This window comes from Mitsuaria sp. GD03876, from assembly GCF_029840635.1.
In the GTDB taxonomy this organism is placed as follows: Bacteria; Pseudomonadota; Gammaproteobacteria; order Burkholderiales; family Burkholderiaceae_C; genus Roseateles.
Genome location: NZ_JAOCCU010000002.1, coordinates 82,425 through 97,172, shown reverse-complemented (window position 1 = coordinate 97,172; position 14,748 = coordinate 82,425). Strand labels below are relative to the sequence as shown.

The 14,748-nt window shown below is 69.4% G+C and carries 12 protein-coding genes; 7 read left to right on the top strand and 5 right to left on the bottom strand.

Annotated elements, in window-relative coordinates:
- Positions 1-6 precede the first annotated feature (6 nt).
- Together N5D62_RS01900 and N5D62_RS01895 are read left to right on the top strand one after the other, a co-directional pair.
- Entirely contained in the window at positions 7-2,040 is a 2,034-nt protein-coding gene (locus N5D62_RS01900) for an SLBB domain-containing protein (RefSeq protein ID WP_279755721.1), read from the top strand.
- A 7-nt stretch (positions 2,041-2,047) separates the two neighbouring features.
- Complete coding sequence (locus N5D62_RS01895; RefSeq protein WP_279755720.1) at positions 2,048-3,217, top strand: Wzz/FepE/Etk N-terminal domain-containing protein; 1,170 nt, start codon at positions 2,048-2,050, stop codon at positions 3,215-3,217.
- Between the two features lie 48 nt (positions 3,218-3,265).
- Here the strand turns inward: N5D62_RS01895 and N5D62_RS01890 are convergent, their stop codons facing one another.
- Positions 3,266-4,126, bottom strand: a complete 861-nt coding sequence (locus N5D62_RS01890; RefSeq protein ID WP_279755719.1) for a hypothetical protein — start codon at positions 4,124-4,126, stop codon at positions 3,266-3,268.
- A 121-nt stretch (positions 4,127-4,247) separates the two neighbouring features.
- Here N5D62_RS01890 and N5D62_RS01885 point away from each other — a divergent pair, with 121 nt between their 5' ends.
- From N5D62_RS01885 to N5D62_RS01865, 5 genes are all read left to right on the top strand, one after another.
- On the top strand, positions 4,248-5,309 hold the full coding sequence (locus N5D62_RS01885; protein ID WP_279755718.1) for a DegT/DnrJ/EryC1/StrS family aminotransferase: 1,062 nt from the start codon (positions 4,248-4,250) through the stop codon (positions 5,307-5,309).
- A 3-nt stretch (positions 5,310-5,312) separates the two neighbouring features.
- A complete protein-coding gene (locus N5D62_RS01880) occupies positions 5,313-6,428 on the top strand; it encodes a DegT/DnrJ/EryC1/StrS family aminotransferase (protein ID WP_279755717.1) in 1,116 nt (371 codons plus the stop codon).
- A gap of 66 nt (positions 6,429-6,494) precedes the next feature.
- A complete protein-coding gene (locus N5D62_RS01875; protein WP_279755716.1) occupies positions 6,495-7,538 on the top strand; it encodes a polysaccharide biosynthesis protein in 1,044 nt (347 codons plus the stop codon).
- Positions 7,539-7,609: 71 nt separating this feature from the next.
- On the top strand, positions 7,610-8,848 hold the full coding sequence (gene wzy / locus N5D62_RS01870) for an oligosaccharide repeat unit polymerase (RefSeq protein WP_279755715.1): 1,239 nt from the start codon (positions 7,610-7,612) through the stop codon (positions 8,846-8,848).
- Between the two features lie 59 nt (positions 8,849-8,907).
- Entirely contained in the window at positions 8,908-10,047 is a 1,140-nt protein-coding gene (locus tag N5D62_RS01865; RefSeq protein ID WP_279755714.1) for a glycosyltransferase, read from the top strand.
- Positions 10,048-10,079: 32 nt separating this feature from the next.
- On the opposite strand, the gene N5D62_RS01860 is transcribed toward N5D62_RS01865, so the two are convergent.
- From N5D62_RS01860 to N5D62_RS01845, 4 genes are read right to left on the bottom strand one after another with little or no spacing between them, the layout of a single operon-like run.
- Positions 10,080-11,186 (bottom strand): hypothetical protein, encoded by a 1,107-nt coding sequence (locus N5D62_RS01860; protein WP_279755713.1) that lies wholly within the window; start codon positions 11,184-11,186, stop codon positions 10,080-10,082.
- Positions 11,183-12,379 (bottom strand): glycosyltransferase, encoded by a 1,197-nt coding sequence (locus tag N5D62_RS01855; protein WP_279755712.1) that lies wholly within the window; start codon positions 12,377-12,379, stop codon positions 11,183-11,185. The genes N5D62_RS01860 and N5D62_RS01855 overlap by 4 nt, the downstream gene beginning before the upstream one ends.
- On the bottom strand, positions 12,376-13,920 hold the full coding sequence (locus N5D62_RS01850) for a lipopolysaccharide biosynthesis protein (protein ID WP_279755711.1): 1,545 nt from the start codon (positions 13,918-13,920) through the stop codon (positions 12,376-12,378). The genes N5D62_RS01855 and N5D62_RS01850 overlap by 4 nt, the downstream gene beginning before the upstream one ends.
- A 33-nt stretch (positions 13,921-13,953) precedes the next feature.
- The gene (locus N5D62_RS01845; RefSeq protein WP_279755710.1) at positions 13,954-14,691 is read right to left on the bottom strand and encodes a glycosyltransferase; all 738 of its coding nucleotides are present in this window, start codon (positions 14,689-14,691) and stop codon (positions 13,954-13,956) included.
- Between the last annotated feature and the right edge of the window lie 57 nt (positions 14,692-14,748).

Genomic DNA, 14,748 nt, shown 5'->3' with positions numbered 1-14,748 from the left:
TCACGCATGGAACTTCGCGCCCAACGCGCCCTTTCGCCGGTGTCGACGACTCCAGCCCGCGCCCCCCTCCGCAAGCCGGTCCTGGCGCTCCTGGCGGCCTGCCTGCTGGCGAGCGCTGCTACCGCGCAGACGACGGGAATTGGTCAGATCAGCTCCGACAACACGGGCGACCTCAACGGTCCGGTGCGGCTGAACTCGACGGGTCGCGCCGCGCAAGACGCGCCGTCTTCGCAACAGCAGGCCTCAACGCCCCTGGCCCGACCCGCGAAGTACGTCCCGGGCGAGTTCGAGATCTACGTCAACAAGCTGCTGGGCATCGACCTGACCGATCCCCTGACGCTGGACGCGCTCAAGCGTTCGGAGTCGGCGTATGCCGACGTGACGGCGATCTCGCAGACGCAAAGTGGTGCATTGGGAAAGACCGCCACGGTTTCCGCGGACAACGTCGTGCGCCGCCTGGGCGCCGACCTGATCTTCGACGACCGCCAGGCGCGCGGCGCCGAGGCCGAGGGCCCGCGCCAGGCGCCGTCGGACTACCTGATCGGCATCGGCGACGAGATCCAGGTCACGGCCTGGGGCTCGGTGGACGCCGACCTGCGCCTGACGGTGGATCGCGCCGGCCGCGTCACCATCCCGCGCGTCGGCCCAGTCCTGGTGGCGGGCGTGCGCTACGGCGACCTGAACGAAGTCGTTCGCGCCCGGATCGCGCAGGTCTTCAAGAACTTCCAGGTCAGCACATCGCTGGGCAAGCTGCGGACGATCCGCATCTACGTGACCGGCTTCACCGCCAAGCCCGGCGCCTACACGGTCAGCAGCCTGTCGACGATCGTCAACGGCCTGATCCGCGCCGGCGGCCCGTCCGCGGCGGGCAGCTTCCGGCAGATCGAGCTGCGCCGCAACGGCCAGGTCGTCTCCACCTTCGACGCCTACGACCTGCTGCTCAAGGGCGACAAGGCCAGCGACCGCGCGCTGCAGGCCGAGGACGTGCTGCACATCGGCCCGATCGGTCCGCAGGTGGCGGTCCTGGGCAGCGTGAACAAGCAGACCATCGTCGAATTGAAGCCGGGCGAGACGGTGGATGACGTGTTGCGCATGGCCGGCGGCTTCAGCGCCGTGGCGGACCGCTCGCGGCTGTCCATCGAGCAACTGAGCGACCGCAACGATCGCCGCGTCCGCGAGCTGCAGCTGCCGGCGCAACTCAAGACCGTGGCCTCCAACGGCGATGTGCTGCGCGTGTTCAGCAGCGTCAACACGGCGCTGCCGCTGTACAAGCAATACAAGCGCGTGACCGTCGAGGGCGAGGTCGCCCGTCCCGGCGAATACGTGCTGCCGCCGAGCAGCACGCTGCCCGACGCGATCGCTGCGGCCGGCGGCCTGACGCCTCAGGCCTATGTCTTCGGCACCGACTTCTCGCGCGAGAGCGTGCGCCAGTCGCAGCAGGAGAACTACGACCGCGCCCTGCGGGACCTGGAGACGGAGTTCACCAAGTACAGCAGCACGCAGCGCGCGTCCACCGCCGACGAGGCCGCGGCCAACGCGCAACGCGCGGCAGGCACGGAACGCCTGGTCCAGCGCCTGCGGGCCGTGCGCCCCACGGGCCGCGTGGTCCTGCAGCTCGAGTCGGACACCAAGCAACTCCCCAGCCTGACCGTCGAGGACGGCGACCGCCTGCTCATTCCGTCGGTGCCCACGACCGTCGGCGTGTTCGGTAGTGTGTTCAATGCCGGCAGCTTCCTGTTGCGCGACGGCGCCTCCGTCGACGACGTAATGAAGCTCGCGGGCGGTCCGACCCGCGGCGCAGATGCCGGTGGCGTCTTCGTGATCCGCGCGAACGGCACGGTCGTGAGCGCGCGCCAATCGAGTAGCGGCTGGCTGGGCTTCGGCTCGGGACTGACGGGGCTGTCGGCATTGCCGGGCGACACCGTCTTCGTCCCCGAGGAGATGAACAAGACCACGTTCATCCAGGAAGCGAAGGACTGGACGACGATCCTGTACCAGTTCGGCCTGGGTGCGGCCGCCCTGAAGACCATCAAGAATTGACGACGACATGAGCGAACAATCGCTGAGCACGGGGGCGGATGCTGTCACGCCGCCCTATCCCGTCGACGCACTCGATGTCGCGGTCACGCTGGCCGAGCATGCCAAGCCCATCGCGCTGATCACGGCCGTCGCGACGGCCGGGGCGGTCGCCGCCGCGCTACTGCTGACGCCGGTCTACACCGCCAAGGTCACGCTGCTGCCGCCGCAACAGCAGAACGCAGCCAGCTCGGCGCTGTCCCAATTGGGCTCGCTCGCGGGCCTGGCGGGTGGCGCGGCCGGCATCAAGAATCCGATCGACCAGTACGTCTCGCTGTTCCAGAGCAACACGGTCTCGGACGCGATCATCAAGCAGTTCAACCTGGTCGAGGTCTACGAGGCCAAGTTCCAGGAAGACGCCCGCAAGCAGCTGCACAAGCTGGTCGAGGTGGCGGCCGGCAAGCGGGACGGCATCATCAGCATCGAGGTGCAGGACACCGATCCAAAGCGCGCCGCGGCGATCGCCAACGCGCACGTCGACCAACTACGCTCGCTGACGGGTTCCCTGGCGGTGTCCGAAGCGCAGCAGCGCCGCAAGTTCTTCGAGGATCTGCTGACCCAGACCAAGGACAAGCTGACACAGGCGCAACTCGCGCTGCAGAGTTCCGGATTCAACGAGGGCGCGCTCAACGCGGAGCCGAAATCCGCGGCCGACGCCTTCGCCCGCATGCGCGCCGAACTGACGGCCGCGACCGTGCGCCTGGGCACGCTGCGCCGGAACATGGCCGACTCGTCGGCCGAGGTGCAGACGGCGCGCGAACAGGTCGCCCAGTTGCAGACGCAGGTCCAGCGACTCGAGTCCGCGGCCAAGGATGGCAACGGCGCCGACTACGTCGGCCGCTATCGCGAATTCAAGTATCAGGAAACGCTGTTCGACCTGTTCGCGAAGCAGTACGAGGCGGCGCGCGTCGACGAGAGTCGTGAAGGCGCGCTGATCCAGGTCATCGATCCGGCCTCTCCGCCGGAGCGGCGTTCGTCGCCCAAGCGCGCGCTCCTGGTCCTGGGCGCGGCCGCGGGTTCGTTCGCGGCCTCGCTGGTGTTCTTCATGCTGCGCCGGCTCCTGCGCGCGGCAGGGCGCGACGCCCACCAGGCCCGCAAGATCGAACGAATCCGCCGGGCACTCGGCCGTCAGCCGCGCTGACGGCACCACGCTTCGGCCCGCGGCGCGGACCGAAGCGAACCTGCCTGCTCAGCGGCGGAGGAATCGCGCCTTGTTGCCGGCCAGCGGCTTCAGGATGAGCGGCTCGAGGCGAGTGAACTTCTTCTCGTAGCGCTTGTCCTCGATGCAGCACACGGTCGCCTCGGGGAAGCGCGCGCGCAACTCGTCTGCCGTGGCGGTGCGCTTGGCAAAGATGAAGGACGGAGCTTCGCCCGCGCTGTCCGCCAGCAGGACCTGTTCGTCGGGTTCCGGCGCCTCGAGCCGGACGCAGCCGGGGATCGTCGGCAAGATCTCGTCGACCCAGCCCTGCAGCATCCGGAACTTGTCGTCCAGCTCCAGGTCCTTGTAGAAGGACAGCGACTTCGCGGCGGCCGGAGAGCCAGCGATGACCATCTTCTCCGGCCAGGACTTCGTGATGTTGGAGCCGATCAGGGCGACCGTGCGCGCGCCGATGGTGACGCCCGACGCGACGATGCAGGATCCCACGAGCCAGACGTCGTCCTCGATGACCACCGGGCGCTCGCCATACAGGGTGCAGCCTTCGATCTGCTCGCCGGCGGCGACGTGCGACCAGATCTGCGAGTACATGCCGACCCGCACGCCGTTCCCGATGGTCAGCCCGCCCGTGCCGTCCAAGATCGCGTTCTGCCCGAACCAGCCGTGCTGGCCGACCTTCACACCTTGGCCCGACATCACGAGGCAGCGGTCATGCAGCGTGGTCCAGTCGTCGATCTCGATGTCTCCGCCCGCGCAGATGAAGCGCACACCTGGGCCGATGACGCAGTAGTCCCCGATCGTCAGGCGGCCGGGTTTCGCGAATATGATCTCGGCCTCGTCCGAGATCCGCGTATGCCGACCGACGATGACTTCACCTTCCCCACTCTTGCGCATGCCCTTTTCCTCGTAATGGCCTAGCTCGAAAATCGAGGGCGCGAGGTTAAGTCAATCTCCAGGTCTTGTCACCCTTTACACCACCATGTCCGATACCCCGCTCCCCCTCGTGAAAGTCGGCATGCCGCCGGCTTCTGAACTGATGCCGGCGCTCGAGCAGGTGCTCTACAGCGGCCACATCGCCGAGGGCGAAGCGGTCTACCAGTTCGAGGCGGCTTTCGCGGCCCATTTCGGTCTGCCGCACGCGCTGGCCTTCAGCAGCGGCACCGGCGCGCTGCATGCCGCGCTCCTGCTTGGCGGCGCGGGCCCGGGCACCGAGGTCATCACGACGTCGATGACCGCGGAGCCCACCAACGTCGTCATCGTGCATACGGGCGCCAAACCGGTGTTCGCCGATGTCGACCCGCGTTCCGGCAACCTGTGCCCGAAGGCGGTCGAAGCCGCCGTCACGCCGCGCACTCGCGCCATCGTGGTGGTGCATTACGCCGGCTTCCCCGCCGCGATGGACGAACTGCGCGCGATCGCCGACCGCCATGGCCTGTACCTGATCGAGGACTGCGCGCATGCCCTCGGCAGCCGCTACGGCGACGCCGCCATCGGCACCATCGGCGATGCGGCGATCTACTCGCTGCAGGCCATCAAGCACATGACCACCGTCGATGGCGGCGTGCTCACGCTGCGCGATCCGGCCGCGATCGACACGGCCAAGGAACTGCGCTGGTTCGGACTGCGCAAGGGCGTGCCGCGCACCAGCATCGACGTGAAGCGCGCCGGCTACAAATACAACATGAACAACGTGACCGCGACCATCGGTCAGGTGCAACTGCGGCACATCGGCGGACTGATCGAGCGCCACATCGCCAACGGCCGCTATTTCGACGACAAGCTCGCGGAGATTCCCGGCATCGCCGTCACTGCGTTCGAATCGAAGGCGCGGCCGTCGTATTGGCTCTACACCGTCCTGTCGGACGACAGCGACGATGTCGAGCGGCGCCTCGCGGCCATTTCCGTGAGCGCGTCGAAGCTGCATCGCCCGAACCACCTGCATACGTTGTTCGGGCAGCAGGATGCCGACCTGCCTGGCCTGGCCGCGTTCTACCGCCGGATGGTCCACATTCCCTGCGGCTGGTGGGTCGGCGACGAAGATCGCGCCCGCATCGTCGCGGCGCTGTCCCGGGGCTGACGCATGCGCGCGGTCGCGTTGTTCCGTCCGGTCCACCTGGCCTCGATGGCGCAAGCCGTCGATGCCCTGCTCGCGTCCGGACAGATCGCCGCCGGCCCGCCGGTGGTCCGTTTCGAGCAGGCCTTCGCGGAACTTTGCGGCCGCCCGCACACGGTGCTGACGAGCGACATGTCGATGGCGATCCAGATCGCCCTGCGAATCGCCGGCGTCGGAGCCGGCGACGAGATCGTCGCCAGCCCTTTCGGCTGCATGTCGACCAACGCGCCGCTGGCGACGTCCGGTGCGCAGGTCGTCTGGGCCGACGTGCATCCGGACACCGGCATGCCCACGGCCAACGACGTCGCAGGCGCGATCACGCCGCGCACCAAGGCGGTCGTCGTCTATCACGCGGCGGGTTATCCGGCGGACATCGCCGCGATCGCGGCCCTGTGCCGGGCACACGGCGCGGTGCTGATCGAGGACTGCAGCACCGCCCTGGGCGCCGAGACCGACGGCCGCCCGATCGGCACGTTTGGCGACTTCGCGATCTGGTCCTTCTATCCCAACCGGCAGTTGCACGGCGGCGAGGGCGGCGCGCTCAGTTGCCGCTCCGCCGCCGAGGCCGTTCGCGCGCGCGCGCTGCGCCGTTTCGGCATCGACCTGACCGTGTTTCGCGATGGCCGCGGCGAGATCGCCGAGGACTTCGACATCCCCGACGTCGGCTGGGCAGGCACGATGAACGCGCTGAACTGCGCGATCGCCCTCGAGCAGTTGCCCACGCTGGCGGCCCGGCGCGCGCGGACCGCGCAAGTCGCTTTGGCCTATGATCACGGGTTCGCCGGCATTCCGGGCTGGCGTGCCGTGCCGGTCCCGCGCGGCGGCCGCTCCGCCTACTGGACCTACCTCGTCACGACGCCGGACGCGAAGGCGGCCATGGAGCACCTGAAGCGTCATGGCGTCGGCACCAGCGGGTTGCACGACCGGACCGACCGCTACAGCGGCTTCCGGTCCGTCACGCCGCCGCTGCCGGGGCTGGACGCTTGGATGAGGACCCATGCCGCCCTGCCCTGCGGCGACTGGATGACGGACGAGGACGTCGCCCATGTGATCGGGACCGTGCGGTCCTTCCAGCCCGAGTAGCACCTCGAAGACCACGCGGGGCAACCGTACCCCGCCTCCCAGACCCTAACGATTGCCAAGGAACCCATGCTGCAAGCCAACGAACTCGCCTCCGCCCTGAGCGGCAAACGCATCCTCGTGACGGGGGGCACGGGAAGCTTCGGCCACGAGATCCTGCGCGAGCTCGTCAAGCACAACGTCGCCTCGATCCTGGTGCTGAGCCGGGACGAGAAGAAGCAGCACGACATGCGCCTGCAGTACAGCGACCTGAAGGACCTGGATTTCATGATCGGCGACGTGCGCGACGCCGATCGCGTGAACGAGGCCTGCCGCAAGGTCGACCTGGTGTTCCACGCCGCCGCGCTGAAGCAGGTGCCGTCCTGCGAGCGTTCACCCTACGAGGCCGCGCTGACCAACGTCGTCGGCGCCGAGAACGTGCGCCGCGCCGCGATCGCCAATGATGTCGAGAAGGTGATCTCGGTCAGCACCGACAAGGCCGTGAAGCCGGTCAACGTGATGGGCATGACCAAGGCGATCCAGGAACGGATCATGCAGCAGCCCATCCCCAACGGCCCGACCTTCGTCTGCGTGCGCTACGGCAACGTGCTGGGCAGCCGCGGCAGCATCGTGCCGCTGTTCGCCAAGCGCGTTCAGGAAGGCCGTCCGCTGCCGATCACGCACCCCGGCATGACGCGCTTCCAGCTGACGCTGCCTGACGCGGTGCACCTGGTGTTCTGGGCGACCGTGCGCGGCGCCTCGGGCGACATGTGGGTCAAGAAGATGCCGTCCATCAACGTGGTCGACCTGGGCAAGTGGCTGGCCGAAGGCTTGAACGGCAACCCGGACTACCCGACCGAACTGGTCGGCACGCGCCCCGGCGAAAAGCTGCACGAGGTGCTGGTGTCGGAAGAGGAAATGTGGCGCGCCGTGGAGTACCCGGGCCATTTCCTTATCCCGTCGTGGCGTGAGTCCCTCAAGCCCGAGACCCAGAAGGTCCCGGCCTACTCCGAGTACTCGTCGGCGAACGTGGACTTCCTGAGCAAGGCCGAGTGCCACGACATGCTGGTGCGCGACGGTTGGCTGGCCGAGGGCGGCGGCGCCGGCCCCAAGGTCGGCCTGTACGTGGACTGAACCTGGCGGCTTGCCCGCGGGGCTGCTTCACCGCGCCCCGGCTTTCCTTCCCCTGACCCGCTGAACGCCCGATGACCGCGTCGACGCCGCCGATCCCGCCTGCCGGCCCCGCCACCCGCGAGGAATGGGCGGGCACGCGCGCGGTCATCGGCCTGTTCATCGTCTTCAACGTCGTCAGCCTGATCTATTCGCTGGTCACCGACGAGTACAACGGCGACTTCTACGGCGTCCCCGTGCGCATGAGCACCCTGGCGCTGTTCGGCATGTTCGTGCTGACGACACTGCCGTTCCTGGTGCTCGCGCGCCTGGGCCGCCGTTTCGACCGGACCCGCCCCCTGCTGGCGGTGAGCACGGCGATGGGCTTCCTGAAGGTGTTCGTGCCCTTGACGCTGGCCCTGCAGGCGTTCGTCACGTGGCGATACGGCGTGGGCATCATCGGCGGCGATCCGTACGAGGTCGGCGGCCCGATGAAGATCCTGGTGCTGTTGCTCAACCGCTTCCAGCCGTTCTATCTCGGCGCGCTGCTGATCGTGATGCTGCCCCGCGGGTCGTGGAAGCTGGAGTGGACGACGATCCTGCTGATGGTCGTCGTCGGTCTGCTACGCGCGGGCATCGGCGTGTTCCTGTACCTGGTGATCATCTTCGTCCTGAAGTACTTCAACGACGTGGTCGCCTTCGTGCGCCGCCGCAAGCTGGCCACGCTGGCCGTGCTGCTCGCCGCGCCCTTCCTGATCGCGACGCTCTACCAGTGGCGCAACACGCTGCGCGAGACCGAGTTCTCCGAGGAGAAGACGATCGCCGCGATCGCCGCGGGCCTGTTCACCGGCCGGATGTCATCGCTCACGAACACCGCGGTGATCTACGAGAACAGCGCGCACTTCTCGGTGGCATCGAAGGAACTGGTGCCCAGCTACTACTACCTTCAGACGCTGTCCACCTTCCTCGGGGCCGGCTTCAATCCGCCGCAGACCCCTCAGTTGATGCTGATCAACATGAATGGGGAAGGCATCGAGAACTTCTCGTACATGACCGGGTCGGTGGGTGAATTGATGATCGCCAACCACGTCTCCTGGCTCGTGGCCGCGGCCAATCTCGCCGCGGCGCTGCTGGTGACGGCCTCGACCCTCTGGCTGGCGCGCCAGTTCGACTCCCCCAAGGTGGTGCGGCTGGCGGTGGGCCTGCTCGCCTACCCGATCATGAGCGGGGTGCCGTCGGAGATGTCGGGCGTGCTGTACTTCTTCGTCGTCATGACGATGCTCATGATGACGGTGGCGGTGTTCATCCCGAAATCCGCGCGCGGCCCGCGATGAGCCCCTGGGTGGCCGCGACGCGCCGCCCTCCGATCACGATCCCCCCGAGGAGTGCAGTCTTGAGCAGCGCGATGTCGCTCGATGAATTGGTGACGGGGCGCTGCGTGCTCCTGGTGAATGCGATCCGCGCCGACGTGCCCTCCGGCGGCAACACCGCGACGCAGGCCCTGCTGACGCGCTGGCGTGAACGGGGCTTGTGCCGCCCGCATCAGCTCGACCTCAATCCCGGCGTCGGCACCTCGATGCTGGCGTTCGCGCTGGCGACGTTGCCCGCCGCGCTGTTCGTCCAGTGGGGGCGAATGTCGGGTCGGATCTGGCTGGAGTTCCTGTTCCGCGCCTCTCCCTGGCTGCTGCTGCGCTGCGTTTGGGCCCGTTGGCGCCTGCGGCCGGACGTCGTGGTGCTGAACCACCATGCGGCCTTCCTCTATCGCTGGGCCTTCGCCGGCAGCCGCTGCGTGCTGGTCTGGCATGACGTGCCCAGCCTCAAGCGCGACGAGTCGCGCGACGTTCGCCGCGACAAGCGTCGCTGCGCCGCGTTCGAGCGGTGGGCGATCCGCGGGGCGACGCTGAACGCGACCTTCTCCTTCGACGATGCCCGCGCGCTGGCCCTGCTGCATCGGCGTCCGGCCGAGGTCGTGCCCGTCATCACCCCGCCGGCCGCGCCACGCACCGTGCCGCCGAGTCCCGGCCGCTGGCTGCTCGTGGGCAACTGGACCCGCGCCGAGAACACCGAGGGGGCACAGGCCTTCCTTCTCGCCTGCGCCGAGTTCCTGGCGCGTGGCGAAGCGACCGCGACAGCCGAGTTCCATGTGGCGGGCCACGGTAGCGAGCAGTTCATGGAACGGCTGCGCGCCGCGCACCCGGCGGTGCGCTCACTCGACCTGCGCGTCACCGCGCGCTATGGTGAGATGCGCGATTTCGACGAGGCCGCCCTGCTGGCGCCGCTGCTGCGAGGCGCAGGCATCAAGCTCAAGACCATCGAGGCCTGGGCGGCCGGCATCCCCGTGGTGGGCACCCGGCAGGCCTTCACCGGCATGCCGGCGCGTCTCTGGCGCCGTGGCGGACTGCGCGTCCCGTCGATCGAGGCGATGGCGCGCCTGTGCCTGACCGCCGGCGCCTTTGCCGGCCACGCCGGGGCACTCGATCCGTCCGGCGCCTACGCCGCCTACCGCCAGGCTATCGTCGACAGCGCGGCCTGAGCCGGGCCGGGGCCGTCCGCGCGCCCGGTCCTTCAGCCGCCGTCGGCCGCCAGCAACACGTCGGCGAGCTGCGCCAGGTTGTCCACGGCCTCGCCCGGCATCGAGGCCTCCGGCGCGCCCGCGATCGAGAACGCCTGCGGGTACTGCGCGGCATAGGTGCGCATGAAGGCATTGTCCTGGCCGATGACGCGCGCGCCCGCCGCGGCGGCCGAACAGGCCAGGCCCGAGGCCGTCAACGCGTACTCCGAGGGCCCGGGCGGGAACAGGAACCACCGCGCCGCGCGCAACCCGGCCTCGAGCGCCTCGCGGGACAGGAAGCGCTTGCGCGCGAGCACCGCATCGGCATCCGTGTCGCCGGCCTCGATCACGCCCTCGCCATTGAAGCGGCAAGCAGTCGGACCGGCGTCCACGCCGGTGCCGTGAGCGGAGCCCGGCAGCCCGCGCAGCAGTTGCCGGACCGCCGCCACGTCGGCGGCCTTCTTGATCATCGCAAAGGCCCCGGCCCGCGGTGTCGCGACCGGTCCGGCCGGCGCCGCGAACACCCGGTCGCTCATCGGATGAGGACAGAAGGCCAGGCGCGCGCGCGTGCCGCCGCGCTCGCGAAGCACCCGCACGCCCTCGTCGGTGAGCATGAGATAGCGCAGCCGCGGCGACGCCAGGCGCAACGCCAGCGTCATGAGCTTCTCGCCGACCAGCCGTGGCCCCAGGCCGCTGTTGAGGAACTCGACCTCCGCATGCAGGAAGACCACCGTCGGCGCGCGGCGCCAGCGGCTGGACAGCGCCAGCAGCACGTGGGAGACGGGCGCGGCGTAGGCGACCACCAGCCGGTCGCGGCCACGCAGCGCGTTGAACGTCGGCCACAGGCTGCCGAGCTTGGTGGCGGCGCGTCCCCAGCGCGTGGGCAGATCCTCCACGCCTGCCAGCGAGTACGGTCGCGCGCGCACCCGCCCGGCGACACCGGCCGCTGGCTCCGCCATGACCGGCGCGTGCGCCGCCGTCATCGACCGCCAGCCATGGAAGGTCACGTCGGCGCCTGCGCCGCGCAATGCCTCCAGCACGCCGCGATTGAATTCGAAGTGATCGCCACCGGCCTTGCCGCTGTCGAGCACCCGCACCCTCACCCGGGAAGCCGCGCTCATGCGCGACGGCCCGACGCCGGGCGTTGCAGGGCGTCCAGGGCCTCCAGGTCCGGCCTGAACCGATCGCCGGCCAGGAAGCCGGCGACCGCGCCGATGCTGTCGAAGAGGTGCAGTTCCACGTCCATGCCGCCGCGGCCGGAGGATCGCGCTGCGCGGCGCAACCGTCCGCCCACCTTCTTCACCACCTGCGCGAGCAGCCGGGGCAGCCGCCACGGCGCCGCGCCGTAGCGCCGGGCCAGGCAGGGTTTCAGATGCGGCCAGATGTGCGGTTCGGTGACCAGCGCCGAAGCATAGAACGCGTCGTAGTCGACCGACAGGTCCTGGCCGAATCGACGGCCTACCTCGCGCAGCGTCTGCGGGTAGATAGTCAGTTCCGACCAGACCCGCGGGATCAGCGGATCCCACTGCTCGACGGTCTCGCGCGGCAGATGCTTCTGGTCCTCCAGGCGGCCATAGTGACGGCCGGCCGCGGTCATGCCGCCGCCGCTGTTGCGCGATGCGCCGAAGATGCTGATCGGGTACTCGACGTAGAGATAGTCGTCCATCACCAGCGCGAGCGCGGCGCTGAAGGCCATGTCCGGCGATGCGCCCGGCACGTAGGTGCCGGCGCGCGCCTTGATGCGCTCCAGCGATGCCCGCGAGACGATGCCGTGATAGAAGCGCGGCAGCTCGCCATAGTTGACGCCGCCGATGCGCAGGATGCGGTCGAGCTCGCCGCGCGCGGACATCCGCCGGGCGGCCCCATCATGCGAGCCTGCCAGCCAGAAGGCCCCGGGGCGGTGGTACATCGTCTCGCGGTCGAACTTCACCGTCGGCCACCAGTAGCGCCCGGCGCTGTACGACAGCGCCTCGCAGCCGATGCGCTTCATCCATTCGACGAAACTCATCACGTGCGGCGAGACGAGGTCGTCGTCGCCGATGAAGATCAGGAACTCGCCGCGACTGGCTTCGATCGCCTCGACCGTGTTGCCGACGATGGACAACGCCTCGGCCGTGTGGCGATAGCGCACGCGCGGATCGTCGATCTCGCGCGCGAAGTCGCCGGCCGGCATCGGATGGGCCGAGTTGTCCTGCACGACGATCTCCACGCGCGCGTCGTCCAGCGTATCGAGCTGGGCCCGCAGCACGGGCAGGAGCGTCTCATAACGATCCTTGGTCGGGACGATGATGGACAGGAGGGGGGCTGTGTTCATGGGTGATCGGGGCCCGAGACGGGCGCCGGTTTGGAATCGGGGACAGGGACAGGGGCGGAGGCGGAGGCAGCGCGGCCACCATGGCGCGACCGCAGCAGGGCGAGCACCTGGCGCCGCGCCGAGGCAACGACGACGCTGGCGGTCGCCGCCATCGCCACGCCGAGCGCGGCGCCTTCGGGCAGGCCAAGGTGGCGCAGTTGCGCCGCCGCCGCGCCGGCGGCCAGCACGCCGCTGCCCACCGCGGCCGTCGGCAGCGTCACGGCGCGCCAGGCCCAGTCCCGCAGCGCATCGGGCACGAAGCGCAGGTGCAGCGCCAGCCCGAGCCAGACCAGCGCGACGAGGTTCATGAACACCCAGGGCGTGGCCGCGCCGAGCAGGCCGAAGCGCTGGCTCAGCACATAGGTCAGCACCGGGTTCACGACCAGGAAGACGACGCCCAGCTTCAGGTTGGTCGAGTTGTGGCCGTGGGCCAGCGACAGGTGGTAAGGCATCAGCTGCAAGCTCAACAGCAGCGAGCCCAGCATCAGCACCTGCAGCACCGGCGCGGTCCGCGCGGCCAGGTCCGCGTCGCCCGTCCACAGCCGCACCAACGGCGCCGCCCACTGGCAGGCGAAGGCGGTCGTCGCGACCGCGACGATCGTGATGAGGCGCGCGTAGCCCAGGTACTCGCTGGTGAGTTCGGCGCGCCGCTGTTGCTCCACGTGCTGCGTCAGCCGGGGCAAAAGCGCCAGCGCGACCGGCAGCGTCAGCATGACCGGCGCCTGCGCGGCGATGCCGGCCAGCGAGTAGACGGCGTAGTCCTTGAGCGGCAGCGCGAAGCTGGTGACCAGCTTGTCCATCTGGGTGTTGAGCGCGGCGACGATCGCCATGCCCATCATGCCCAACGCGTACGCCCAGACGCCCCGCAGGCTGCGGGGCTCGAACCGCGCCCCAGCGCCTCCGCCCAGCTCCCGCCACAGCGCGTGGCGCAGCAATGCCAGGAACAGCAGCGCCGCGCCCAGCTGCCAGGCGAAGTACACGCGCAGGTCCGGCTTGAACCACAACGGCAACAGCACCAGCCCGGACCGCACCATGCTGAAGGCGACCGCGTAGCCATTGGCGCGCGCCTGTTGCTGCAGGCCCATCAGGCCGCCGCTGTACAGGCTCATGGCGAGTTGCGTCGCGGTGGTGGCGCCCAGCAGCGCGATGCACAGCGCCAGCAGCGCCGGATCGGACCCCTTGAGCCAGTGCGCCGCGATCCAGTCCCGGGCCAGCGCGACCACGAGCGCCAGCAGCGCGCAGCCGGCGAGCAGCAGCGTCTCGAGCGTACGCAACAGCGTGCGCAGGTAGGCCCGGTCCTGGCTGCGCGCCATCTCGCGCCCGAAGGCCGGCACCAGACCCGCATCGGCCATCAGCATCAGCGCCAGGACCACGTTCTGGAACGCGATGACGCCGTAGGACTCCACCCCCAACAGCCGGATGTAGAAGGGCACGAACAGGTAGATGGAGACGATGCCCCAGAGCTTCCCGATGTAGTTGGCGAGGATGTTGCGGAACAACATGGCGCGGTCATCCGGGCCGGCGGCGGCGGGCGCTCAGCCCCGCCACAGGAAGCGGGCCATGCTGCGCGAATGCCAGCGCAGGTGACGCCAGTTCTTCATCGTGGCCCGCCGCGCGTCGTGCATGACCTGCGTGCCCACGACCACCGTGGCCCACCCGCGTCGACCCAGGCGGCGACAGATGTCGGCGTCCTCGAGGTACATGAAATAGGCCTCGTCGAAGCCGCCCACCGCCGCGTAGGCATCGCGCCGGAAGGCCACGAACATGCCGGCCACCCAGTCCACGACCGTGCGGGGCGCGGCGCCCACGTCATAGTCCGGAGGATTGCGCAGGCCGCGCAGGCGCCGCGCGACGCGGTGCGCGATGCGCGCCACCGAGGGGAAACGCCGCGCGCTGTCCTCGACCACGCGGTCCGGACCGACGACGACCGGCGCGCTCGCGCCGATGCCGGCTTCCCTGAGCGGGGCGAGCACCGTCTCCAGGTCGACCGACATCAGGCGCAGATCCGGATTGAGCACGACGAAGCGCTCGCCGCGGCTGCGCGCGAAGGCCTGGTTGTGGTTGGCGCCGAAACCCTTGGGTTCGGCGTTGCGCAGCACCTCCACCGGATAGGGCAGGCCCGACAGGAAGCCTTCGTCCTCGGGCAGGTTCAGCGTGACCAGCACCTGCGCGCGGTCGCCCGCCCAGCGCGCCAGCTCCTCGAGCAGCGGCCGGACCAGGCCGCCCTGGCCGTGGCTGACGATGGAGAAGGACAAGGTTTCCGGAGAAGTCATGAGGATGGACGGGAAAGGTGGGGGCGACACGTCGACAGGCCTGGCGAGGGCCGGCTG